16 protein-coding genes, 4 tRNA genes and 6 rRNA genes (1 of these 26 running past the window's edge) are annotated in these 24,533 nt (G+C 36.5%); 22 read left to right on the plus strand and 4 right to left on the minus strand.

All coding sequences use genetic code 11. The features are described from left to right. The 13 genes from KTC92_RS13910 to KTC92_RS13970 all read left to right on the plus strand — a co-directional run. Positions 1-1,524, plus strand: a 23S ribosomal RNA gene (locus KTC92_RS13910); it begins 1,402 nt to the left of the window's first position. Positions 1,525-1,613: 89 nt separating this feature from the next. Beyond that, positions 1,614-1,730: ribosomal RNA gene (rrf, locus tag KTC92_RS13915) — 5S ribosomal RNA — on the plus strand. 5 nt (positions 1,731-1,735) lie between these two features. After that, positions 1,736-1,810 (plus strand) — tRNA-Asn (locus KTC92_RS13920). Between the two features lie 39 nt (positions 1,811-1,849). Continuing rightward, positions 1,850-1,966, plus strand: a 5S ribosomal RNA gene (gene rrf / locus KTC92_RS13925). Between the two features lie 6 nt (positions 1,967-1,972). Further along, positions 1,973-2,049: transfer RNA gene (locus KTC92_RS13930), tRNA-Ile, on the plus strand. Positions 2,050-2,054: 5 nt separating this feature from the next. Then, a tRNA-Ala gene (locus KTC92_RS13935) sits at positions 2,055-2,130 on the plus strand. 686 nt (positions 2,131-2,816) lie between these two features. After that, positions 2,817-4,334 (plus strand): 16S ribosomal RNA (locus tag KTC92_RS13940). Positions 4,335-4,626: 292 nt separating this feature from the next. After that, positions 4,627-7,552: ribosomal RNA gene (locus tag KTC92_RS13945) — 23S ribosomal RNA — on the plus strand. An 89-nt stretch (positions 7,553-7,641) separates the two neighbouring features. Then, a 5S ribosomal RNA gene (gene rrf, locus KTC92_RS13950) occupies positions 7,642-7,758 on the plus strand. Together the 16S, 23S and 5S rRNA genes with 4 tRNA genes alongside form the textbook arrangement of a ribosomal RNA operon. Before the next feature lie 5 nt (positions 7,759-7,763). Beyond that, positions 7,764-7,838 (plus strand) — tRNA-Asn (locus tag KTC92_RS13955). Positions 7,839-8,114: 276 nt separating this feature from the next. Then, positions 8,115-10,193, plus strand: coding sequence for an elongation factor G (gene fusA, locus KTC92_RS13960; RefSeq protein WP_216302345.1), 2,079 nt, complete (start codon positions 8,115-8,117; stop codon positions 10,191-10,193). 280 nt (positions 10,194-10,473) lie between these two features. Beyond that, the gene (locus KTC92_RS13965; protein ID WP_216302346.1) at positions 10,474-10,710 is read left to right on the plus strand and encodes a hypothetical protein; all 237 of its coding nucleotides are present in this window, start codon (positions 10,474-10,476) and stop codon (positions 10,708-10,710) included. 299 nt (positions 10,711-11,009) lie between these two features. Further along, entirely contained in the window at positions 11,010-13,451 is a 2,442-nt protein-coding gene (locus KTC92_RS13970; protein ID WP_220286290.1) for an ATP-dependent Clp protease ATP-binding subunit, read from the plus strand. A 277-nt stretch (positions 13,452-13,728) separates the two neighbouring features. Here the strand turns inward: KTC92_RS13970 and KTC92_RS13975 are convergent, their stop codons facing one another. The 3 genes from KTC92_RS13975 to KTC92_RS13985 are packed head-to-tail and all read right to left on the minus strand — an operon-like array spanning position 13,729 to position 16,316. After that, positions 13,729-14,688: an ABC transporter substrate-binding protein gene (locus KTC92_RS13975; protein ID WP_220286291.1), complete on the minus strand. Its 960-nt coding sequence runs from the start codon at positions 14,686-14,688 to the stop codon at positions 13,729-13,731. Between the two features lie 13 nt (positions 14,689-14,701). After that, positions 14,702-15,457 carry an ABC transporter ATP-binding protein gene (locus KTC92_RS13980; protein WP_216302349.1) on the minus strand — a complete coding sequence of 252 codons (756 nt, stop codon included), beginning with the start codon at positions 15,455-15,457 and terminating at the stop codon, positions 14,702-14,704. Next, the gene (locus KTC92_RS13985; protein WP_220286292.1) at positions 15,420-16,316 is read right to left on the minus strand and encodes an ABC transporter permease; all 897 of its coding nucleotides are present in this window, start codon (positions 16,314-16,316) and stop codon (positions 15,420-15,422) included. Before KTC92_RS13985 ends, KTC92_RS13980 begins: the two co-directional genes overlap by 38 nt. A 598-nt stretch (positions 16,317-16,914) precedes the next feature. On the opposite strand from KTC92_RS13985, the gene KTC92_RS13990 reads away from it, so the two are divergent. Both KTC92_RS13990 and disA read left to right on the plus strand, forming a co-directional pair. After that, the gene (locus tag KTC92_RS13990) at positions 16,915-17,052 is read left to right on the plus strand and encodes a hypothetical protein (RefSeq protein ID WP_216302351.1); all 138 of its coding nucleotides are present in this window, start codon (positions 16,915-16,917) and stop codon (positions 17,050-17,052) included. Between the two features lie 14 nt (positions 17,053-17,066). Next, entirely contained in the window at positions 17,067-18,131 is a 1,065-nt protein-coding gene (gene disA, locus KTC92_RS13995; RefSeq protein ID WP_216302352.1) for a DNA integrity scanning diadenylate cyclase DisA, read from the plus strand. A 37-nt stretch (positions 18,132-18,168) separates the two neighbouring features. Here disA and KTC92_RS14000 read toward each other — a convergent pair whose 3' ends face one another. After that, a complete protein-coding gene (locus KTC92_RS14000) occupies positions 18,169-18,573 on the minus strand; it encodes a DUF1573 domain-containing protein (RefSeq protein WP_216302353.1) in 405 nt (134 codons plus the stop codon). A gap of 146 nt (positions 18,574-18,719) precedes the next feature. Here KTC92_RS14000 and KTC92_RS14005 point away from each other — a divergent pair, with 146 nt between their 5' ends. From KTC92_RS14005 to sigH, 7 genes are all read left to right on the plus strand, one after another. Beyond that, entirely contained in the window at positions 18,720-19,193 is a 474-nt protein-coding gene (locus KTC92_RS14005; protein ID WP_216302354.1) for a CarD family transcriptional regulator, read from the plus strand. 117 nt (positions 19,194-19,310) lie between these two features. Next, positions 19,311-20,417: a PIN/TRAM domain-containing protein gene (locus KTC92_RS14010; RefSeq protein ID WP_216302355.1), complete on the plus strand. Its 1,107-nt coding sequence runs from the start codon at positions 19,311-19,313 to the stop codon at positions 20,415-20,417. Between the two features lie 548 nt (positions 20,418-20,965). Beyond that, entirely contained in the window at positions 20,966-21,388 is a 423-nt protein-coding gene (locus tag KTC92_RS14015) for a Mini-ribonuclease 3 (RefSeq protein ID WP_216302356.1), read from the plus strand. Further along, positions 21,388-22,194 carry an FAD-dependent thymidylate synthase gene (gene thyX, locus KTC92_RS14020; protein ID WP_220286395.1) on the plus strand — a complete coding sequence of 269 codons (807 nt, stop codon included), beginning with the start codon at positions 21,388-21,390 and terminating at the stop codon, positions 22,192-22,194. Before KTC92_RS14015 ends, thyX begins: the two co-directional genes overlap by 1 nt. 312 nt (positions 22,195-22,506) lie before the next feature. Beyond that, on the plus strand, positions 22,507-23,292 hold the full coding sequence (gene rlmB, locus KTC92_RS14025) for a 23S rRNA (guanosine(2251)-2'-O)-methyltransferase RlmB (RefSeq protein ID WP_258280778.1): 786 nt from the start codon (positions 22,507-22,509) through the stop codon (positions 23,290-23,292). Positions 23,293-23,300: 8 nt separating this feature from the next. Next, on the plus strand, positions 23,301-23,810 hold the full coding sequence (locus KTC92_RS14030; protein WP_216302358.1) for an NYN domain-containing protein: 510 nt from the start codon (positions 23,301-23,303) through the stop codon (positions 23,808-23,810). 99 nt (positions 23,811-23,909) lie between these two features. Then, complete coding sequence (gene sigH, locus KTC92_RS14035) at positions 23,910-24,527, plus strand: RNA polymerase sporulation sigma factor SigH (protein WP_165414377.1); 618 nt, start codon at positions 23,910-23,912, stop codon at positions 24,525-24,527. Positions 24,528-24,533 lie beyond the last annotated feature (6 nt).

The following is a 24,533-nucleotide window of genomic DNA, read 5'->3' on the forward strand; positions in this document are numbered from 1 at the left end:
AGGCGTAGGTGATGGACAATCGGTTGATATTCCGATACCACCAATGGACGTTATTAGAAATGGGATGACGCAGGAGGATAAGATGTGCACACTATTGGATGTGTGTCTAAGCATTTAGGCGGAGCAAGCAGGCAAATCCGTTTGCTCTTAACGCTGAGATGTGATGGGGAAGGGAATTTATTCCCGAAGTATCTGATTCCACGCTGCCAAGAAAAGTCTCTATCGAGGATATTGGTGCCCGTACCGCAAACCGACACAGGTAGGTGAGGAGAGAATCCTAAGACCATCGGAAGAATTGTTGTTAAGGAACTCGGCAAATTGACCCCGTAACTTCGGGAGAAGGGGTGCCTACGTAAGTAGGTCGCAGAGAATAGGCCCAAGCAACTGTTTAGCAAAAACACAGGTCTCTGCTAAAGCGAAAGCTGATGTATAGGGGCTGACGCCTGCCCGGTGCTGGAAGGTTAAGGGGATTACTTAGCGCAAGCGAAGGTATGAACTTAAGCCCCAGTAAACGGCGGCCGTAACTATAACGGTCCTAAGGTAGCGAAATTCCTTGTCGGGTAAGTTCCGACCCGCACGAATGGCGTAATGATTTGGGCACTGTCTCAACAACACATCCGGCGAAATTGTAGTGCAAGTGAAGATGCTTGCTACCCGCGATTGGACGGAAAGACCCCGTAGAGCTTTACTGTAGCTTAGCATTGAATTTCGGTATTGTCTGTACAGGATAGGTGGGAGACTGAGAAACATGGGCGTCAGCCTGTGTGGAGTCATCCTTGGGATACCACCCTGACAGTACTGAGGTTCTAACTGGAGGCCATGAATCTGGTCACAGGACATTGTTAGGTGGGCAGTTTGACTGGGGCGGTCGCCTCCAAAAAAGTAACGGAGGCGCCCAAAGGTTCCCTCAGCGCGGTTGGAAATCGCGCGAAGAGTGCAAAGGCAGAAGGGAGCCTGACTGCGACACTTACAAGTGGAGCAGGGACGAAAGTCGGGCTTAGTGATCCGGTGGTACCTCGTGGGAGGGCCATCGCTCAACGGATAAAAGCTACCTCGGGGATAACAGGCTGATCTCCCCCAAGAGTCCACATCGACGGGGAGGTTTGGCACCTCGATGTCGGCTCGTCGCATCCTGGGGCTGAAGTAGGTCCCAAGGGTTGGGCTGTTCGCCCATTAAAGCGGCACGCGAGCTGGGTTCAGAACGTCGTGAGACAGTTCGGTCCCTATCCGTCGCGGGCGTAGGAAATTTGAAGGGAGCTGTCCTTAGTACGAGAGGACCGGGATGGACAAACCTCTGGTGCACCAGTTGTCACGCCAGTGGCATCGCTGGGTAGCTATGTTTGGAAGGGATAAACGCTGAAAGCATCTAAGCGTGAAGCCCACCCTGAGATGAGATTTCCCATAACTCGCACGTAAGTGCGGTGTTAGTAAGACTCCTGGAAGACCACCAGGTTGATAGGTTAGAGGTGTAAGCATGGTAACATGTTCAGCTGACTAATACTAATAAGTCGAGGGCTTGACCTAAATATATAATTAGAAATAAAGCGATACTTCAAGCGTAAGCGAGAAGACTAGTTCACTGTGCAATTTTGAGAGAATATTTATTTTCTCAATCTAGTGATTATGGCATGAAGGTAACACCCGTTCCCATACCGAACACGAAGGTTAAGCTTCAATGCGCCGATGGTACTGCAGGGGTGACCTTGTGGAAGAGTAGGTTGTCGCTAGGTAATGTTCCGCGATAGCTCAACGGTGGAGCACTCGGCTGTTAACCGATAGGTTGAAGGTTCAAATCCTTTTCGCGGAGCCATTTTTTAAAATATAATAACATATGACGGATATTAATAAATCTGGTGATTATGGCATGAAGGTAACACCCGTTCCCATACCGAACACGAAGGTTAAGCTTCAATGCGCCGATGGTACTGCAGGGGTGACCTTGTGGAAGAGTAGGTTGTCGCCAGGTAAATATGGATCTTTAGCTCAGCTGGTTAGAGCTACCGGCTCATAACCGGTCGGTCCGGGGTTCGAGTCCCTGAAGGTCCACCATATGTGGGGATATAGCTCAGCTGGGAGAGCACCTGCCTTGCACGCAGGGGGTCAAGGGTTCGATTCCCTTTATCTCCACCAAAGAACAGTCCAATATGGGCTGTTTTTTTTGTGGAGATAAATAAGTTGTTAGTAAAAAAACTGGGTTAAATCATCTCCTGTGCAGCGGCTGATTTTATTCCAAGATTGCAGCTCCGCAGGAGATGATTTAAGTGGATTATTAATGTTGTTAGAAATTCTATAATATAAAAATTCTTAATAACGTTTATAAATAAATAAATAAAATGCTTAAATACAAACAATTTCTTATATACTTGACCATGCGTGTCAATATATATAAAACAAAGGATTATAATGAAAGAATGAGTAAATGGAGAATAACGTGGATATATAACAAAAAAAACAAATATACAACTTTATTATTATGATACAATATTCCTTGTCGTCACAAACAAGTGGCACGATAAGCTAACTGTTGATAACTATTTAATATATTTTCAAATGAAAATAATTTTTAAAAAGTTGTTGACAAAACAAGAAATGCCTAGTAGAATAGTAGAAGTCGTCACATGATGACAAAGCAAATTGGTCTTTGAAAATTAAACAGAGAAATAGGTAAAGATAGCGAAATAATATTTCGCTAAACCAGTTAATTACTTTAGTATAAAGTAAAATTTAGTCGTAAGACTAAAAGTATGTAATGAGCTTGCGTAACAACTTAACAGTTGTCGCAGATTAATCATTTCAACTAAAAAAGTGTAAACTTTTAAATTGAGAGTTTGATCCTGGCTCAGGACGAACGCTGGCGGCGTGCCTAACACATGCAAGTCGAGCGATGAAACCTTTCGGGGTGGATTAGCGGCGGACGGGTGAGTAACACGTGGGTAACCTGCCTCAAAGAGGGGAATAGCCTCCCGAAAGGGAGATTAATACCGCATAATATGTTTTGGTCGCATGATCGAAACATCAAAGGATTTTTCTTCGGAAAATTCCACTTTGAGATGGACCCGCGGCGCATTAGCTAGTTGGTGAGGTAACGGCTCACCAAGGCGACGATGCGTAGCCGACCTGAGAGGGTGATCGGCCACATTGGAACTGAGACACGGTCCAGACTCCTACGGGAGGCAGCAGTGGGGAATATTGCGCAATGGGGGAAACCCTGACGCAGCAACGCCGCGTGAATGATGAAGGCCTTCGGGTTGTAAAGTTCTGTCTTCTGGGACGATAATGACGGTACCAGAGGAGGAAGCCACGGCTAACTACGTGCCAGCAGCCGCGGTAATACGTAGGTGGCAAGCGTTGTCCGGATTTACTGGGCGTAAAGGATGCGTAGGCGGACATTTAAGTCAGATGTGAAATACCCGAGCTTAACTTGGGTGCTGCATTTGAAACTGGGTGTCTAGAGTGCAGGAGAGGTAAGTGGAATTCCTAGTGTAGCGGTGAAATGCGTAGAGATTAGGAAGAACACCAGTGGCGAAGGCGACTTACTGGACTGTAACTGACGCTGAGGCATGAAAGCGTGGGGAGCAAACAGGATTAGATACCCTGGTAGTCCACGCCGTAAACGATGAATACTAGGTGTCGGGGGTCGAACCTCGGTGCCGCCGTTAACACATTAAGTATTCCGCCTGGGGAGTACGATCGCAAGATTAAAACTCAAAGGAATTGACGGGGGCCCGCACAAGCAGCGGAGCATGTGGTTTAATTCGAAGCAACGCGAAGAACCTTACCTAGACTTGACATCCCCTGCATAACCCAGAGATGGGCGAAGTCCTTCGGGACAGGGTGACAGGTGGTGCATGGTTGTCGTCAGCTCGTGTCGTGAGATGTTGGGTTAAGTCCCGCAACGAGCGCAACCCTTATCATTAGTTGCTACCATTAAGTTGAGCACTCTAGTGAGACTGCCCGGGTTAACCGGGAGGAAGGTGGGGATGACGTCAAATCATCATGCCCCTTATGTCTAGGGCTACACACGTGCTACAATGGTGAGTACAAAGAGATGCAAGACCGCAAGGTGGAGCCAAACTCAAAAACTCATCCCAGTTCGGATTGTAGGCTGCAACTCGCCTACATGAAGCCGGAGTTGCTAGTAATCGCGAATCAGCATGTCGCGGTGAATACGTTCCCGGGCCTTGTACACACCGCCCGTCACACCATGAGAGTTGGTAACACCCGAAGTCCGTGAGGTAACCGTAAGGAGCCAGCGGCCGAAGGTGGGATTGATGATTGGGGTGAAGTCGTAACAAGGTAGCCGTAGGAGAACCTGCGGCTGGATCACCTCCTTTCTAGGGAGTAGATGTATTGACTTCGGTCGATGCAATAGAAGAATATTAATTTATTCTTCAAAAATATCTATTGTAATTAATCGTACCTAGTTCTCTGTTTAATTTTGAGAGACTAATTTTATCTAACTCTTAGGAGTTAGATAATGAATAGTTTTTCTTAAAATGTTCTTTGAAAATTGCACAGTGAAAAAAGTTGTTTTAAAAAAATTAAAACTACGCAAGTAGTTTATAAATTGATTTAATACAATTTCGCAAAATTAATATAACCGTCTATGTAAATAGACAGAATCAAGGTCAAGCTACAAAGGGCGCATGGCGAATGCCTTGGCACTAGGAGCCGAAGAAGGACGCGTTAAGCTGCGATAAGCTTTGGGTAGGCGCAAATAGCCTGTGATCCAAAGATTTCCGAATGGGGGAACCCACATAGTAACAACTATGTACTGCATACTGAATAAATAGGTATGCAGAGGTAGACCCGGGGAACTGAAACATCTAAGTACCCGGAGGAAGAGAAAGAAACATCGATTTCCTAAGTAGCGGCGAGCGAAAGGGAAAGAGCCCAAACCCAGGTCTTTGATCTGGGGGTTGAGGATAGATCATAAATACTGCAATTCCTTAATTGAAGATAGCTGGAAAGCTGCTCCGCAGAAGGTAATAGGCCTGTAAATGAAAAGGAAAAACAGTCAGATCTAATCCAGAGTACCACGAGACACGTGAAACCTTGTGGGAAGCTGGGAGGACCACCTCCCAAGGCTAAATACTACCTAGTGACCGATAGTGAAGAAGTACCGTGAGGGAAAGGTGAAAAGAACCCCGGAAGGGGAGTGAAATAGAACCTGAAACCGTGTGCCTACAACCGGTCGAAGCACTTTATATGTGTGACGGCGTGCTTTTTGTAGAACGAGCCAACGAGTTACGATATGTAGCAAGGTTAAGTACTTAAGGTACGGAGCCGAAGGGAAACCAAGTCTGAATAGGGCGCATAGTTGCATGTCGTAGACCCGAAACCGGGTGACCTATCCATGGCCAGGATGAAGCGGAAGTAAAATTCCGTGGAGGTCCGAACCACGTTGGTGTTGAAAAACCATGGGATGAGCTGTGGATAGCGGAGAAATTCCAATCGAACTCGGAGATAGCTGGTTCTCCTCGAAATAGCTTTAGGGCTAGCGTCGATTAATTGAGTAATGGAGGTAGAGCACTGAATGGGCTAGGGGCTGACAACAGTTACTGAACCCTATCAAACTCCGAATGCCATATACTTTTATTTCGGCAGTCAGACTGCGAATGATAAGATCCGTAGTCAAAAGGGAAACAGCCCAGACCATCAGCTAAGGTCCCAAAGTGTAAGTTAAGTGGAAAAGGATGTGGGATTTCTAAGACAACTAGGATGTTGGCTCAGAAGCAGCCACTCATTTAAAGAGTGCGTAATAGCTCACTAGTCAAGAGATCCTGCGCCGAAGATGTCCGGGGCTAAAACTTACCACCGAAGCTATGGGTGTACACAATTGTGTACGCGGTAGAGGAGCTTTCTGTACTGGCTGAAGTCATACCGTAAGGAGTGGTGGACGGTACAGAAGTGAGAATGTTGGCATGAGTAGCGAGAGTTAAGTGAGAATCTTAACGGTCGAAAACCTAAGGTTTCCTGAGGAAGGCTCGTCCTCTCAGGGTTAGTCGGGACCTAAGCCGAGGCCGAAAGGCGTAGGTGATGGACAATCGGTTGATATTCCGATACCACCAATGGACGTTATTAGAAATGGGATGACGCAGGAGGATAAGATGTGCACACTATTGGATGTGTGTCTAAGCATTTAGGCGGAGCAAGCAGGCAAATCCGTTTGCTCTTAACGCTGAGATGTGATGGGGAAGGGAATTTATTCCCGAAGTATCTGATTCCACGCTGCCAAGAAAAGTCTCTATCGAGGATATTGGTGCCCGTACCGCAAACCGACACAGGTAGGTGAGGAGAGAATCCTAAGACCATCGGAAGAATTGTTGTTAAGGAACTCGGCAAATTGACCCCGTAACTTCGGGAGAAGGGGTGCCTACGTAAGTAGGTCGCAGAGAATAGGCCCAAGCAACTGTTTAGCAAAAACACAGGTCTCTGCTAAAGCGAAAGCTGATGTATAGGGGCTGACGCCTGCCCGGTGCTGGAAGGTTAAGGGGATTACTTAGCGCAAGCGAAGGTATGAACTTAAGCCCCAGTAAACGGCGGCCGTAACTATAACGGTCCTAAGGTAGCGAAATTCCTTGTCGGGTAAGTTCCGACCCGCACGAATGGCGTAATGATTTGGGCACTGTCTCAACAACACATCCGGCGAAATTGTAGTGCAAGTGAAGATGCTTGCTACCCGCGATTGGACGGAAAGACCCCGTAGAGCTTTACTGTAGCTTAGCATTGAATTTCGGTATTGTCTGTACAGGATAGGTGGGAGACTGAGAAACATGGGCGTCAGCCTGTGTGGAGTCATCCTTGGGATACCACCCTGACAGTACTGAGGTTCTAACTGGAGGCCATGAATCTGGTCACAGGACATTGTTAGGTGGGCAGTTTGACTGGGGCGGTCGCCTCCAAAAAAGTAACGGAGGCGCCCAAAGGTTCCCTCAGCGCGGTTGGAAATCGCGCGAAGAGTGCAAAGGCAGAAGGGAGCCTGACTGCGACACTTACAAGTGGAGCAGGGACGAAAGTCGGGCTTAGTGATCCGGTGGTACCTCGTGGGAGGGCCATCGCTCAACGGATAAAAGCTACCTCGGGGATAACAGGCTGATCTCCCCCAAGAGTCCACATCGACGGGGAGGTTTGGCACCTCGATGTCGGCTCGTCGCATCCTGGGGCTGAAGTAGGTCCCAAGGGTTGGGCTGTTCGCCCATTAAAGCGGCACGCGAGCTGGGTTCAGAACGTCGTGAGACAGTTCGGTCCCTATCCGTCGCGGGCGTAGGAAATTTGAAGGGAGCTGTCCTTAGTACGAGAGGACCGGGATGGACAAACCTCTGGTGCACCAGTTGTCACGCCAGTGGCATCGCTGGGTAGCTATGTTTGGAAGGGATAAACGCTGAAAGCATCTAAGCGTGAAGCCCACCCTGAGATGAGATTTCCCATAACTCGCACGTAAGTGCGGTGTTAGTAAGACTCCTGGAAGACCACCAGGTTGATAGGTTAGAGGTGTAAGCATGGTAACATGTTCAGCTGACTAATACTAATAAGTCGAGGGCTTGACCTAAATATATAATTAGAAATAAAGCGATACTTCAAGCGTAAGCGAGAAGACTAGTTCACTGTGCAATTTTGAGAGAATATTTATTTTCTCAATCTAGTGATTATGGCATGAAGGTAACACCCGTTCCCATACCGAACACGAAGGTTAAGCTTCAATGCGCCGATGGTACTGCAGGGGTGACCTTGTGGAAGAGTAGGTTGTCGCTAGGTAATGTTCCGCGATAGCTCAACGGTGGAGCACTCGGCTGTTAACCGATAGGTTGAAGGTTCAAATCCTTTTCGCGGAGCCATTTTTATTTAAAGTATACAAAGCTAATTATTAGCTTTTTTTTATTTTTTGAAAAATTATAATAAATAATATACAAATTTTAAAAAATAGATATGAGCTTTAGTAATAACTTATATTTAGTTTAAATATATAATTAAGTATCAATAAATTTATTTTATTGATACTTTTATCTTTTTTAGAAAGTAATAATTATAAAATTCAGCTATATACAAAGGCTTTTTATTTAAAGGTAGAATATATGAATATATATCTAACGAAAAGCTAGGAGGTATCGTATATGAAAGAATATATAAGCAAAAATCTAAGAAATATAGGAATTGTTGGACATAGTGGTTCAGGAAAAACCACATTAATGGAATCAATATTATATTACACTAAAGCTATAGATAGATTCGGAAAAGTTAATGATGGTACTACAATTAGTGATTACGATATTGAAGAAAAGAAAAGAAAAACGTCTATTTCTACATCAGTGGCTTTAAGTGAATGGGGAAATATAAAATTAAATTTAGTAGATATGCCTGGATATTTTGATTATGAAGGAGAAATGATTGAGGGGCTAAGAGCTGTAGATATGGCAATGATAACTGTTTGTGGGGTATCAGGTGTAGAAGTTGGAACTGAGAAGGCTTGGGAATATATCAATGATCATAAGCTACCTAGAGCATTTTTTATTAATAAGCTAGATAGGGAAAATAGTAATTTTCAAGTTGCTTTGCAACAGATAAAAGAAACATTTGGAATATCCGCAGTACCAATTCAATATCCTATAGGTAGTGAAGAAAATTTTAGCGGCGTAATAAATGTCATATCTAGAAGGGCTCAAATATTTAATCCTAAAACACATGGGATGGAAGATAGTGATATTCCAGAAGAATTAATAGATAAAGTGGATGAGTGTAAACAGATGGTTATGGAAGCAGTTGCTGAAACAGATGAAGTTCTATTAGAAAAATATTTCAATGAGGGTTCTATAAGTGAAAAAGAAATATATCAAGGTCTTATAAAAGGAGCTTCTATGGGAGAAATTACACCTATAATGTGTGGATCTGCTTTACTTGGTATAGGAATGAATACGTTGCTAGAAGATATGGTTGAATGCTTCCCTTCTCCAATTGAAACAACTATGTACATTGCAAAAGGTATGAAAAACAATAAATATACGCAAGTCAAAATTGATGATATGGGTCCATTCTCAGCATTAGTATTTAAAACTATTGCAGATCCTTTTGTAGGTAAATTATCTATGTTCCGTGTTATTACTGGAAAAGCTAAAAGTGACACAATAGTATATAATACTAATAAAAATAAAGAAGAAAAAATAGGTGCTATGTATTTTTTAAAAGGAAAACAACAATTTCAAACTCGAGAAATTGCGGCAGGGGATATAGGTGCAGTTGCAAAACTTCAATGCACGACTACTGGAGATACTCTCTGTGATAGAGCGAAACTAATAATGTTTGATACTATGGAGTTCCCACAACCAGTTTTTTCAAGAGCTATTGTAACTAAAGCTAAAGGTGATGAAGATAAAATATCTAATGGATTAACAAAATTGTTAGAAGAAGATCCTACATTCTCAATATCTAGGAGCGCAGAAAATGCACAAACTATAATCTCAGGATTAGGATCTACCCACTTGCAGGTTATAGTTAGTAAATTGAAAAATAAATTTGGAGTTGAAGTATCATTAGAAATTCCAAAGATTGCTTATAGAGAAACAATTAAAAGAACTTCTGATGTCCAAGGAAAACATAAAAAGCAATCCGGAGGACATGGCCAGTATGGTGATGTAAAGATTAAATTTGAGCCTAGAATAGACGGTGCAGATGATTTAGAATTTATTGATGCGGTGGTTGGTGGAACAGTTCCAAGGCAGTATATACCTGCTGTTGAAAAAGGGTTAAGGGAATGCATTAGGCATGGTGTACTTGGAGGATTCCCAGTTATAAGACTTAAAACAACGTTACATGATGGTTCGTATCATGCTGTAGATTCTTCTGAAATGGCATTTAAAATGGCAGCGTCGTTAGCTTACAAGAAGGGCCTTAAGGAATCAGATCCTGTTTTATTAGAACCAATTATGCATGTGGAGGTCACATGTCCAGAGGACTATATGGGCGATATTATTACGGATATAAGCAAGAAAAGAGGTAGAATTTTGGGGATGGAGTCTGTTGAAAGAGGTCAGAAAGTCATAGGAGAAGTACCTCAATCAGAATTATTTGATTATGCAACAGATTTACGCTCAATGACTGGTGCTAGGGCAAATTTTAGAGTCAAGTTTGAAAGATATGAAGAAGTGCCTCAGGATGGAATTGATAAAATAATTGAAGCTAGCAAGAACCTGGAATAGAAATAAAATAAAGAAATAAAACCATAGGTAGCTACGGTTTTATTTCTTTGTTTTAACGACATTTCAGAAGGAAAGTCTCCCAACTCATATAAGTGAGGGTATAAATCTCCTTCTGAAGTCGTCAATTCATCTTCTTCGAAGCTGTGCAGCTCCGCAGGAGATGATTTAATTATGAATTTTTAGGTATAGAAAAAGAATAAAAGTAAATTATAATAAATGCGCATATTTTGCTCAAAATTACAAAACCTAATGTGAAATATAGTAAAGAGGGGAGAATTAAATGTCTGAATATAAATTAGACATTCCTGGAGAAATTAACTTAAGTGATTACAGCAGCATTCATGATTATATGGGCATAATAGAGCGAAATGATAAGTTCACAATTATTTCAAAAATGAAAAATGCTGATGAAATGAAAATATTATGTGAAATGTTGGAAAATAATTCTTTTACCGTTGTAACACAAGGAGATAAAGAAAATGGCAAATATTACATCACATCACAAAAGGGAAGGTAAAGAGGAAATTAAGAGCAATTATGTAAGTGAGCTATTTGCATAATATATTTAAGAAGGCCATCACTATTAATGTTTGAATATTTTAAAAAAACAAATTAGGAAATAAAACTTTCCGAAATTTGTTTTTGATTTTATAGGAGTTATTAAATAGAGTACTGTGTTATTTATGCTTATTTTTTATTCTTATAGATAGTAAAGTATGAAACTCACTTCGATATTGGTATTTTTAGGATAAAACTGGGTGCAATTGGTCATAATTAAAGGAAGAAGTAAATCCATTGCAAGTGAGGTGTTTTAACATGATGTTTAATAAATTTACAGAAAGATCACAAAAGATTTTAGTATATGCTCAAGAGGAGGCAAAGCAATTAAAGCATGGTTATGTAGGGACAGAGCATATATTGCTAGGAATTCTAAAGGATGAAGACGGAGTATGTAAAAAATCATTGGATGATATGAAAATTTCGTCTGAGGGAGTAAAGAAATTAGTAATGGAGTATGAGGGAGAAGGAGACATAGAAATGCGAAGTAGCGAGATACCTCTAACTCCAAGAACAAAAAGGCTACTAGAACTAAGTCTTCTGGAAGCTAGAAATTTGAATCATAATTATATTAGTCCAGAGCATATTTTGTTAGCCTTGATTAGAGAAGAAGAAGGTGTTGCATATACAATTTTGACTAATTTAGGAGCGGACTTTAATAAACTTAGAAATGGTATACTAAATAATTGGTGTTCTGAAGATACTCCAAAAGGTAGTTTATCAAAAGAAAAGCAAAAACAGGGTACTCCAAACTTAGAACGTTTTGGTAAAGACTTAACTGAGATGGCAAGACAAGGTAAACTTGATCCTGTTATAGGTAGAGGTAATGAAACTCAAAGACTTTTAGAGATTTTATGCAGAAGAATGAAGAATAATCCATGCCTTATAGGAGAACCAGGCGTAGGGAAAACAGCTATAGCAGAGGGACTAGCACAAAGAATAGCTTCCGGTAGCATTCCTGAAATTTTAAAAGACAAAAGGGTTATAACTTTGGATATATCCTCAATGGTGGCAGGTTCTAAATACAGGGGAGAGTTTGAGGAAAGGCTTAAAAAGGTTATGCAAGAGATAGTCGTCGCAGGAAATGTTATTATATTTATAGATGAAATTCATACTATCATTGGGGCAGGAGGAGCTGAAGGAGCTATTGATGCATCTAATATATTAAAACCGGCCCTCGCTCGAGGAGAACTTCAATGCATAGGGGCAACAACTATAGATGAATACAAAAGGCATTTTGAAAAAGATGCAGCACTCGAGAGGAGATTTCAACCTATAATTGTAGGAGAACCAAGCAAAAATGAAGCTGTTGAAATATTAAAAGGATTAAGAGATAAGTATGAAGCACATCATAGAGTAAAGATTACGGATAGTGCAATAGAAGCAGCTGTTAGCTTATCACATAGATATATATCAGATAGATACTTACCTGATAAAGCAATAGATCTTATAGACGAGGCTGGTGCAAAAGTAAGAATTCAAAATTTAACTGCTCCAGAAAATTTGAAAAATTTAGAAGAAAAAATAGATGGAATTTGTAAAGAAAAAGCTGATGCTATATCAGTGCAGGACTTTGAAAAAGCAGCTAAGATTAGAGATATCGAAAAACAATTAAAGGATAAATTGTATAATTCAAAAAACAATTGGAAAACTCAAAATCAAGCGGATGAGCTAATAGTTACAGAGCTTGAAATTGCTAATGTGGTATCAAGGTGGATTAATATACCTATAGAAAAATTGACTGAAAAAGAATCGGAACGGCTACTAAAGTTAGAAGAGGTACTCCACACGAGAGTAATAGGACAAGGTGAGGCAGTGAAATCTATTTCAAGAGCTGTAAGACGTGCAAGGGTAGGGTTAAAGGATCCAAAGAGACCTATAGGATCTTTTATATTTTTAGGTCCCACTGGTGTAGGAAAAACAGAATTGTCTAAAGCTTTAGCAGATGCCATGTTTGGTGATGAAAATAACATGATAAGAATAGATATGTCAGAATATATGGATAAGCACACTGTTTCAAGGCTTATGGGTTCGCCACCAGGATATGTAGGTTTTGATGAAGGTGGTCAATTAACGGAAAAGGTGAGGAGAAACCCTTATTCAGTTATACTTTTTGATGAAATTGAAAAAGCTCATCCAGACGTAGTTAATATTTTGTTACAGATATTAGAGGATGGAAGGCTAACAGACGGAAAAGGGAAAACAGTAGATTTTAAAAATACAGTAATTATAATGACATCAAATGTAGGCGCGTCTAGTATAAAAAAACAGAGGTCTCTAGGTTTCGATATAAAGGATAATGAAGCAAGCTCTAAATATGAAAAGATGAAAGAAAATATAATGGAAGAGCTAAAACATTCATTTAGACCTGAATTTTTAAATAGAATAGATGAAATTATCGTATTTCATTCGCTAGAACATGAAGATTTATATAAAATAGTAGGATTAATGCTTAAGGTAGTAAAAGAGCGTCTTAAAGATCTTGAAATTAATATTACTTTTGATGAGGAAACTAAGAAGCATTTAGCTAAGGCGGGACTTAATACTACTTATGGAGCTAGACCACTAAGGCGAGAAATAACTAATACTGTGGAAGATAAGCTTTCTGAAGAAATACTTAAGGGTAATATTAATAAAGGTGATAATGTAAGTGTTCTTATGAAAAATAGTGAATTGATTTTTAAGACTTTACATATTTAATGTTGTTTATGTGTAGGATATGCTTAAAAAACATAATTTTTTTTACTTTCAGTTTATAACTAAACTTACAAATAAATAAAACTAAGGAAAACTGCACACAAGAGGTATACGGTTTTTCTTAGTTTTATTCAGGATATGCAATTATATTCTGTTATACACAACATGTGAATCAGTTGTATCGCTAACTATTGGATTATGGTAATGTAATTCTACAATTTAAATAATAAAAGATTTTTCATAAACAACATAGGCACATTAATATTTTATATAAAAATGCTTATTTATTATCTATATATTTAACATTTTTAATTTCTGGCATAGATATATTCAATGATTTTAATGTATCTTTATTTATATACACTTCTGTTTCTTCAGAGATTTTAATTGGCATATTAGATATATCATTACCCTTTAGTACATCAACTGCCATGTTACCTGCTTCATATCCTAACTTATAATAATCTATTCCTACAGTAGCTAATGCTCCAGATTCTACGGAGCCTTTTTCCGATGCTATAACAGGTATTTTTGCCTCCAATGTATTTTTTACTATTATAGGCATGGATGACACTATTAACTGATCAGTTGGTACATATAAAACGTCTATTTTCGTAAGTAAGCTACTTATGGCACTATTAACTTCATTAGTGCTTGTTACTCCGGAAGTAACAATTTCATAACCTTTAGCTGCTTTTTTTAGCTCATTTACCTGTACTTGTGAATTTACTTCACTTGTATTATATAAAATTCCTATTCTTTTAGCATTGGGCATCAATTCCTTTATTAACTCCAATTGTTTTTTCACTGGTAAATAATCTGAAGTCCCAGAAACATTAGTTTCTGGCTTATCTAAAGACTTTATTATTCCAGCTTGCACAGGATCAGTAACGGCCGTAATTATTATTGGGATTTTTTTTGTAGCATTATATGACCCCTGTGCTGAAGGGGTAGCTATTGCATAAATTAAATCCTTCTTTCCAGATGCAAACTTTTTGCCGATAGTTTGGGTCGTAGTTATATCTCCTTGGGCATTTTGATAATCAATATCTATATTGTCTCCCTCCTTATAACCATTATCCTCTAGTGCTTTTATAAATCCTTCTCTACTTTGATCTAGTGCAACATACTCTACTATTTGACTTATACCTATTTTTATAACTTTCTTCTTTTCATTCGTTTTTGTACATCCGGTTAATATGCATGTAATTATTAGTGTAGTAGCTAACATTTTTTTCACAATAAAACCTCCTTTATACCGCGTATTCAAATTTTTTCAATATACTTTCTATTGTTAATTTTTTCTTTTCGGATTCATTTAAATCTAAAATAACTTCACCTTTATGTAGCATTATTAGCCTATTACCATACTGAAGTGCATCCTTTAAATTATGAGTTATCATTAATGTAGTAATATTTTTTTCTTTTACAATCTTTTGAGTTAACTCCATTATCTCATTAGATGTCTTTGGATCTAATGCTGCAGTATGTTCATCTAACAACAGTAATTTAGGAGCAGATAGGCTTGCCATTATCAATGATAGAGCTTGTCTTTGTCCCCCTGATAAATAATTTACATTCACATCTAAAAGCTTCTTTAGATCTAATGATATTCCATTTAAAAGAGCTTCCAGTTCTTTAGTTTTATATCTAAGGCAATATTTAAAATTAATTAATTTACCCTTGTTTAAGGCCAGAGATAAATTTTCTCTAACGGTCATGGATGGACATGTTCCTAAGGATGGGTTTTGAAAAACCCTGCTTACAATTCTTGTTACTTTATGTTCAGGCATTTTAGTTAAATCATTTCCTTCAAGAAAAATATTACCTGAGCTTTCTTTAACTAATCCAGAAATTATATTTAATAATGTGGACTTACCTGTTCCATTGCTACCAATTATGCTTATAAAATCCCCTTCGTTAATGTCTAAATTAATGCCCTTAAATAACACATTTTCACCTAAATAAGAATTATAAAAAATTTTTGATAAATCTTGTATTTTTAACATTTAATAACCACCCCCGTATAGATTTGTTACTTTCACTATTACCTCTACCACCAACTGTTATAAATAAAATTATTACAAAAGATGTGACCATTTTTAAATCCACAGGTGTAAGTCCAAAATTCATAGCTAAATATATGGTAATTTGGTAGATTAGAGTGCCTATAATTACACTACTTGTCTGTTTTATAAACTTGCCGTTTTTAATAATAGATGATCCAATGATTATAGAAGCTATACCTAAAATTAATGTACCTATGCCCATAGATATATCCGAAAATCCTTGATATTGAGCCATCATACTTCCAGAAAAAGCTATAAGTCCATTAGATATCATAAGTCCTAATATTTTTATTTTACCTATTTCTACGCCTAAAGATTTAATCATTTGTGGGTTATCGCCCACACCTTTCAATGCATATCCTAATCCTGTTTTTAAAAACATATCGATAGCAACTTTAAATATTACAACTAAGATTAAAGCTACAATTAAAGGGTTGAAATCATAAAAAATATTTTCATCATTAAAGAGGGCAATGTTTGCCTTTCCCATAATCCGTAGGTTTAGAGAATATAAAATCCCCATTACTAGAATGCCTGAAAGTAAGTTTGATATTTTAAATTTAACATGGAGTATTCCCGTTAATAACCCCGCTATACACCCAGAAGCTAGCGCAAGCACTGAGCCTAAAATAGGAGAAATTCCACTTTTTAAGGTTACAGCTATTATTGCTGCCCCTAAGGAAAAACTTCCATCAGCAGATAAGTCCGGAAAGTCCAAAATTTTATAGCTTATATACACCCCCAATACCATGATTGATAAAATTAAGCTTTGTACTAATATTCCTGTTGCGACTTCCATCAAAATCCTCCTTTGTAAAATTAAGAAAAGATATTTAAAATACAAAAAAAAGCCACATAGAATATCTATGTGACTTTTTTCATATAACTTATGAAAAACTTATAATCATAGTCAACATAGATACAAATCATTTGATGCAAGCATCAATGGACCTGTACCTATGTTTAATTTTTAGGTACAAATCCTATGTAAATTGGCGACTAAAGACAAATTGTATTTTTTGATTTAATAAGTTTTTCATAATTAATCTCTCCTTAAAAAAATATTATATTTATAATACCATTCTTATCTTTAATAATCAAGAATATTTTTTCGTTAAAACTATTTTATTATTTCGGTTTTATAGGGTGTACAACCTTATGCAAATATAAATAATATAATTTATTTTATTTGTAAGAATTTATTTAATCTTGTATAATATTATAATGAGACAAGAAGGCCTACTCAAATATTAAATGCTTCTAGTTTTTTTATTTAAGAGACTAGTTTAGAAAAAAATAAAGGGTTACTTTTTATAATTGTGATATTTATGTTAATGTAGTAGGGCGACTAAATTTAGATGGGACTTCTGGAGAGTTAGGGCTTGGTATTGTCTAGCGTGAAAAGTAAGGAAATAAAGCTCGACAAACAATTATTGTATAAGTGCGAAAAGAAAATTAATGCTAAGGATATTAATATTATAGGGACGGCTTCATTAAAAGATATTATAAGATTTTTTAATGGCACTATTTATTAAGTAGGGAGAAAAAGATGAGAGAAGAAAAAAGCAAGGAACTTATGAATATATTAAAAAGAATGGCCCCTGGAACGACGCTTAGGGAAGGACTTGAAAATATCTTAAGAGCTAAAACGGGAGGGCTTATTGTTTTAGGAGACAGTAAGGAAATATTAGACATCGTAGATGGCGGATTTCGAATAAATGCGGACTATAGCCCTGCTTATGTATATGAACTAGCAAAGATGGATGGAGCCATAGTAATAAGCAGTGATTTGAAAAAAATATTATATGCTAATACTCAGCTCATGCCAAGCCCTACAATACCCACTTTTGAAACAGGGACAAGGCATAGGACAGCTCAAAGAATAGCTAAGCAGACTGGGTATGCTGTTGTTGCAATATCACAAAGAAGAACCATCATAACTGTATACAAAGATGATATAAAATATGTTTTAAGAGATAGTAGTATTATTTTAGCGAAGGCAAATCAAGCTATTCAGACATTAGAAAAGTATGTTTCAGTTCTTGAGCGAGTAGTAAGTAATCTAAATCTTTTAGAATTTCAAGATTTAGCAACCTTGTTTGATGTAATATCAGCAATACAAAGAACAGAAATGGTTATGAGGATAGTTGGTGAAATTGAAAGGCATATATGTGAACTAGGAAATGAGGGCAGACTAATTTCAATGCAACTAAATGAGTTAATTAGAAGTGTTGAGGAGGATGGGATACTCTTAATAAGGGATTATTGTCAAAGTGGTATGGATTATACGCAAATATATAGCCAAATAGAAAATATGAGTTCTGAAGAGCTCATGGATTTAGATTTTATTTCTAGGATTATTGGATATATAGGTGTTCCGTTAGTAGATACTCTAATTTCTCCAAGAGGATATAGAATGCTTGGTAAGATACCTAGAATACCTGTAAATGTTATAGAAAATTTAGTTAAGCACTTTAGAGAATTAAAAACTACAATGGAAGCTTCTTATCAACAACTTGATAGCGTAGAAGGTATTGGGGAAGCAAGGGCTAAAGCTATTAAAAATGGGTTAAGAAGGTTAAAAGAGCAATTTATGTTAGATAAGCAAATATAGCATAAAATAAGTTTTAACTTATTTTATGCTATATTTACTAACGCATAGTATATTTACCTAAGGTACTTATTTTGTTATACTCTTTTAAAAGAATATCATATAAGTTTAAGTCTACAAGATTACATAAAGAAGCAATATAAAAAAGGTTGTTTCCTAATTCTTTTTCTAAGACTTCTCTACAGTTTTCACAAAGATTACCTAGCATGTGGGTATCAAGTGAAGCACTAAGAGTATCCAAATCTAAATCATCTATATCAGCAGGAGTATATTGCTTCTTTGCTTCCACGCCAATACAACCACAATTGGTAACAGACTTTGCAACAGCTCTGTTAACTCTAGCCTGAGACTCTTGAAGTTTGGTGATTATATCCAAAATACTTTTGTGTCGTAATAGGGACTCATCCACAGAGTTTTGAAAATTATCAAAAATACAATCTTTCATTAAGTTCAACTCCTTTTAATCATTTAAGTAGCTATACTATCTTTATTATAGGATTTACATTACGTTTTTGTCAATAAATTAAGTACGCATTTAACCTTATGAATATATAATAAAGCAACAGGAGTTTTATTAATAGGGGGCGTGTTATGTTAAATATTGGCCAAAAAATATTTGTAGCATATTATGGTGCTGGGTATGTACAGAATATAAACAGTGAAGAATTGTATAATATAAAATGTAAATATATAAATATATATCTTTTATTAGATAATATGAATTTTATGATTCCGATAGATAAAATAGAGAAACATAAAATAAGAAACATTTCAAATAAAGTAGAATTAGAAACAGTTTTAAATACAATATCAAATAGGTCCAATTGTATAGAAAGTAATTGGAATAATAGATATAGATTTAACAAGAAAAAAATCCAAAGTGGTAATGCTCTAAAAATGTGCGAGGTACTTAGGGATTTATATTATTTAAAGAAGAAAGATATGCTTCCACCGGGTGAGTTAAAGATTCTAGAAAGAGTTGAAGGGATGGTAGCCAGTGAAATAATGTTAGTGTTTGAACTTAATATGGAACAAGCGTTAAACAAAATAAGGGATTTCGTTTAACAAATTGTTAATTCTAGGGTGCATTTTATTGAAATGCACAACTTTATAGTATATATTAGATAATAACAGGATATAAATCCAAATAAGTGTTAATAATTTAGAAGGAGGTGAAATTTTTTGTTAAAAAAAATTTTGAGAGGACTTTTTACAATCATAGGACTAATTTTGGGGTACTTAATAGGAGATATGCTTCTAAGCACAAGCTATTTAGGTGGGCTTAATTATTTAAAAAATGGTACAATTCAAGGAATAATATTCATTATTTTTTCTACTTTAATTTTTGGAGTTATTTTATTTCTAATATCTCCTATAATCGTATCTTTTATAATGAAGTTTATGGATCATGTGGAGAAAAGCACACAAAAAATGCCGACTTCTCAAATTATTTTTGGTACAGGAGGGGCAATAATAGGGCTTGTAATAGCATCTTTGTTTGCGGGATTATTTAAGTACCAATCTCTTATATGGAATATTATTGCAGTTATTTTTACTGTTATAATGGCAGCTTTAGGAGCAGATATTTGCGCTAGAAAAAGAGATGAAATATTATCCTTCTTTACAAGCATTAAAAGGAAAGATGGATTCAAAGATAAGAAAATCAAAGGATTTACTAATGAAAATCCTAAGGTGCTAGATACATCAGTAATAATTGATGGTAGAATATTTGATATTTGTCAAACGGGTTTTGTTGAAGGGCCACTAGTAATACCAACTTTCGTATTGGAGGAGCTTAGGCATATAGCTGATTCATCAGATGGGCTTAAAAGGAATAGAGGCAGAAGAGGATTAGATATACTAAACAAAATTCAAAAGGAATTAAATATAGAAGTTGAAATTTGGGAGAAAGACTTTCCCAATATTGCAGAAGTAGATAGCAAACTTCTTAAGTTAGCTCAAGTTTTGAATGGTAAAGTAATTACTAACGATTTTAATCTTAACAAGGTAGCTGAATTCCAAGGAGTTCCAGTTTTAAATATTAATGAACTTGCAAATGCAGTAAAGCCAGTAGTTCTACCAGGGGAAGAAATGAAAATTCAAGTGATGAAAGATGGAAAAGAATCGGGCCAAGGGATAGCTTATTTAGATGATGGTACAATGATTGTTGTTGAAGGTGGAAGACGATATATTGGTGAAAATATAGTTGTTATTGTAACATCAGTACTTCAGACGGCAGCAGGTAGAATGATTTTTGCTAAAAATAAGGATTCTTTGGTAAAAAGTTAGTCATATTGTGTGAGTAACTTTTTTATAAGTAAAAACGATGCTATTGTACTTATTAATGATGGGTCTAGAACATTTATAAACGAATATGTTATAAGCTATTAGTGACAACTTAGATGATGGTTTTACTATTGACAGTAGCATATTTAATGTGTATATTGATTAATAACTATAAAAAATATTAAATCTAAATTAAATAGTAGGTTGAGAGACTTTCAAAGTTTTTAACCCGTTTCGGAGCTGTAGCAAAACTACCGGTAGAATAACCGTTAAAAAATGAGTACAAATTTAGGTGGTACCGTGATAAAGCTCGCCCTAAAACAGGGTGAGCTTTATCATTTTTTTGATGTTTTTTATTTTAAATGTGTATCATGTAAATAATAAATTCAAGGATAAAAGATATAAGCGGTAAAGATGGGCAGGACCTTAGTAAGTACATTGATATAGAAATACCTATAACGATAAAAAGTAGTAGCCGTGTTATAAGCCACCATACAATGGCTACTACCTTTTATCATAGAAATGTCTAATAAATAAAAAGGAGAATAAGCATGGAATTTAATATGCTAAAGGGTAAATTTACAGTAGAACAAGTTAAACAGATAAATCCACTAGTGCTTGCATTAGTTGGAGATGCAGTTTATGAGGTATTTATTAGAACCTATCTTGTGGAAAAAAATAGAAATATGAATGTTCATAAAATTCATATTAAAACAGTTGAACATGTAAAAGCACATGCGCAAAGTGAGTATATGAAATTCTTTATAGAAAATCTAAATGAAGAAGAGCTCAGTATATTTAAAAGAGCTAGAAACTCTAAAAGTGGCACAACACCTAAAAATGGAGATTTAAATGAATATAAATGGGCTACGGGGTTTGAAGCTTTAGTGGGATTTCTATATTTAAGTGAAAAGAATGAAAGACTAAACTATATTTTCGAGAAGATTATAAACCACGATTTGGGGGCTGAGTAATTGTGCTTAAGGTTAAATTAATTGAACATACGCCTAATCCAGAAAAAATTATAGCAGCGGCAGCTAAACTCTGTTATAGTCAAGTTGGGGTTGATGAAATACTAGAAGGTTTGAATGAACAAAAAACACAAAAGTTGTTAGACATGTTAATGACTTATGGCCATCATTCGCCAATAGAACATGTGAGCTTTACTTTTGCAATTGAGGGCATATCTAGAAGTTTGACCCATCAATTAGTGAGACATAGGGTGGCATCATATTCTCAACAGAGTCAGAGATATGTAAAGCTTGAACAATTTGAATATATAATTCCTCCCAATATTGAAAAAGATGAAGAAGCAAAAATAATATTCATAGAATCTATGAAGCGCATTCAAGAGGAGTATAATCAGTTAGTAGAGATATTGTGTAGAAATGAATTGGCTAATCTTTTAAAAGAATATTTAAAGGATGAAAAATTAATAAATACTGAAGAAATTGAGAAAAAACAATATACAATTATTAAGGGCAAAGCTGAGAAAAAGGCTATCGAAGATGCGAGATATGTATTTCCAAATGCTTGTGAAACTAAAATGATAGTTACTATGAATGCTAGAGAATTAATTCATTTCTTTAATCAGAGATGTTGTACTAGAGCTCAATGGGAAATACGTCAAATGGCAAAAACAATGCTGATGCAAGCGAGGAGTGTAGCACCTGTACTTTTTAAATATGCAGGGCCAAGTTGTGTTAGTGGACCATGCCCTGAAGGCGGTATGAGTTGTGGAAAAATGATGGAAATAAGAAAAGAATATGAAGTTAAATAGATAAAGAGAGAGGTATTTGAAATGAGCGATAATAAAAAATATCAAGGAAACAGTGGATTTGGAAGTAGTAGGGAAGAGAAAACTGGAACAGGGTCTAAAAGGGTTAGGACGAGCGAAAAAGGTGCGAAAGAAAGTAGAGGGTTTTCAAGTAGTAAATATGATAAAGGTGGAGCGTCTTCCAGAAGATTTAGAGGTGACGAGCAGGGTACAAAAGAAAGTAGAGAAGATAAAGGCAGAGTAGGTAATAAAAGAAACAAACAAAGTGAAGAGAATGCACCAGAAAACAAAAAATTTGCTAGGGAAAGAACTGAAATAAGCCCTAAGAATAGCAATGTTAATAAAGAAGTTGAGACTAAAATCATTAGAGAGGATTTAGTTGAAGGAAGAAATGCAGTTATAGAAGCGCTAAAATCAGATAGAACCATAGAGTACATTCTTATTGCCAAAGGTGATATGGTAGGATCTATAAGCGTGGTACTAGCATTAGCCAAAGAAAAAGGAATTGTTACGAAAGAAGTAGATAGAAGAAAACTAGATGAAATATCACAAACTTCATCACATCAAGGAGTTATTGCTATAGTAACACCTTACAAATATTTTCAATTAAATGACATATTTGAATATGCGCGAGAAAGAGGAGAAAAGCCTTTTATAATTATACTAGATGAAATTGAAGATCCACATAACTTTGGGTCTATCATAAGAACTGCAGAGGTATGCGGAGCTCACGGAATAATTATACCTAAGAGAAAAAATGTGGGAGTTACACCAACAGTGTATAAAACATCAGCTGGTGCAATTGAACATATGAAAATAGTAAAAGTAACTAATATAAATGCAACTATTGAAGAAATAAAAGGACTCGGAGTATGGGTTTATGGTGCGGATATGGATGCCGAAAATTATGTTTTTAATACTGATTTAACTGGTGCGGTAGCCCTTGTTATTGGAAGTGAGGGTAGAGGCATTTCTAAACTTACAAAAGAAAAATGTGATGTTCTAGTAAAAATACCCATGGCAGGGAAAATAACATCTTTAAATGCATCGGTTGCAGGTGGTATAATAATGTATGAAATTATGAAGCAAAAGATTAAATGAGGTAAAAAGTGAAAACAGTTTTTGTTGATGGGTATAATGTTATAAATAGCTGGCCAAATCTTAAAAAGATTAAAGATTTTAGTTACGAATCTTCACGCCTGCAGCTTATTGACACTCTTCAAAATCACTCGGGATTTAAAGGGTATAAAATATTTATAGTTTTTGATGCACAAATGGTTAAAGGTAGCCTTCAAAAAAAAGAAAGACAAGGAAATTTAGTTGTGATTTTTACAAAAGAGGGCGAAACGGCAGATGATTATATTGAGAGAATGGTCAATAATATAGGACGAAAATCCGAAGTCTGCGTTGTCACGTCAGACTCGCTAGAGCAGCAAGTTACCTTTCAAAGAGGGGCCACTCGAATGTCTTCCATTGAATTTTATCACGAAGTAATTAGTACACAAAAAGAGATTCAAATAAATATCGAAAAAAAGCATTTAGGAAAAAGAAATTGGTTAGAAGAGAGAATAGATGAAAAAACATTAAAAAAACTTGAAAAAATACGCAGGAGCCATTGAATTTTCTTGACTATAGAAATTGCACTAAGGTATAATCATCTATATGACACATGTTTGGTGTGGAGGGGATATTTGTTGGAAAAAATCATTAGAGCTAGTATGGATACTTCATGCTTTGAAGAAAGATTGGATGAAGAAGTAGTCATTGAAGCACAAAATGGAAATGTTAGAGCACAAGAATATTTAATTAATAAATACAGGAATTTTATTAAAGCCAAGGCTAAGTCGTATTTTTTGATTGGGGCTGATAAAGAAGATATTTATCAAGAAGGAATGATAGGTCTCTATAAGGCCATTAGAGATTTTAAGGCAGATAGATTATCTTCTTTTAGGGCTTTCGCAGAAATTTGTGTTACAAGACAGATAATTACAGCAATAAAAACAGCTACTCGCCAAAAACACATTCCCCTTAATACATATATATCTTTAAATAAGCCAATATATGACGAGGAATCAGACAGAACATTATTGGATGTGTTATCAGGTGCTAAAATTACTGATCCCGAAGAGCTAGTTATAAGCCGTGAAGAAGTAATAAGCATTCAAAATGAAATTGGGGAAGTTCTTTCAGAACTAGAGATGGAAGTGTTGATGTCATACTTAGATGGTAAATCTTATCAAGAGATTGCTTGTGATTTAGATAGGCATGCAAAGTCTATTGATAATGCGCTACAAAGAGTAAAAAGAAAATTAGAAAAATGTCTAAGCAAAAGGTGAAAATAC

Source organism: Clostridium sp. CM027 (genome assembly GCF_024730565.1).
GTDB classification, from domain to species: domain Bacteria; phylum Bacillota; class Clostridia; order Clostridiales; family Clostridiaceae; genus Clostridium_AD; species Clostridium_AD estertheticum_B.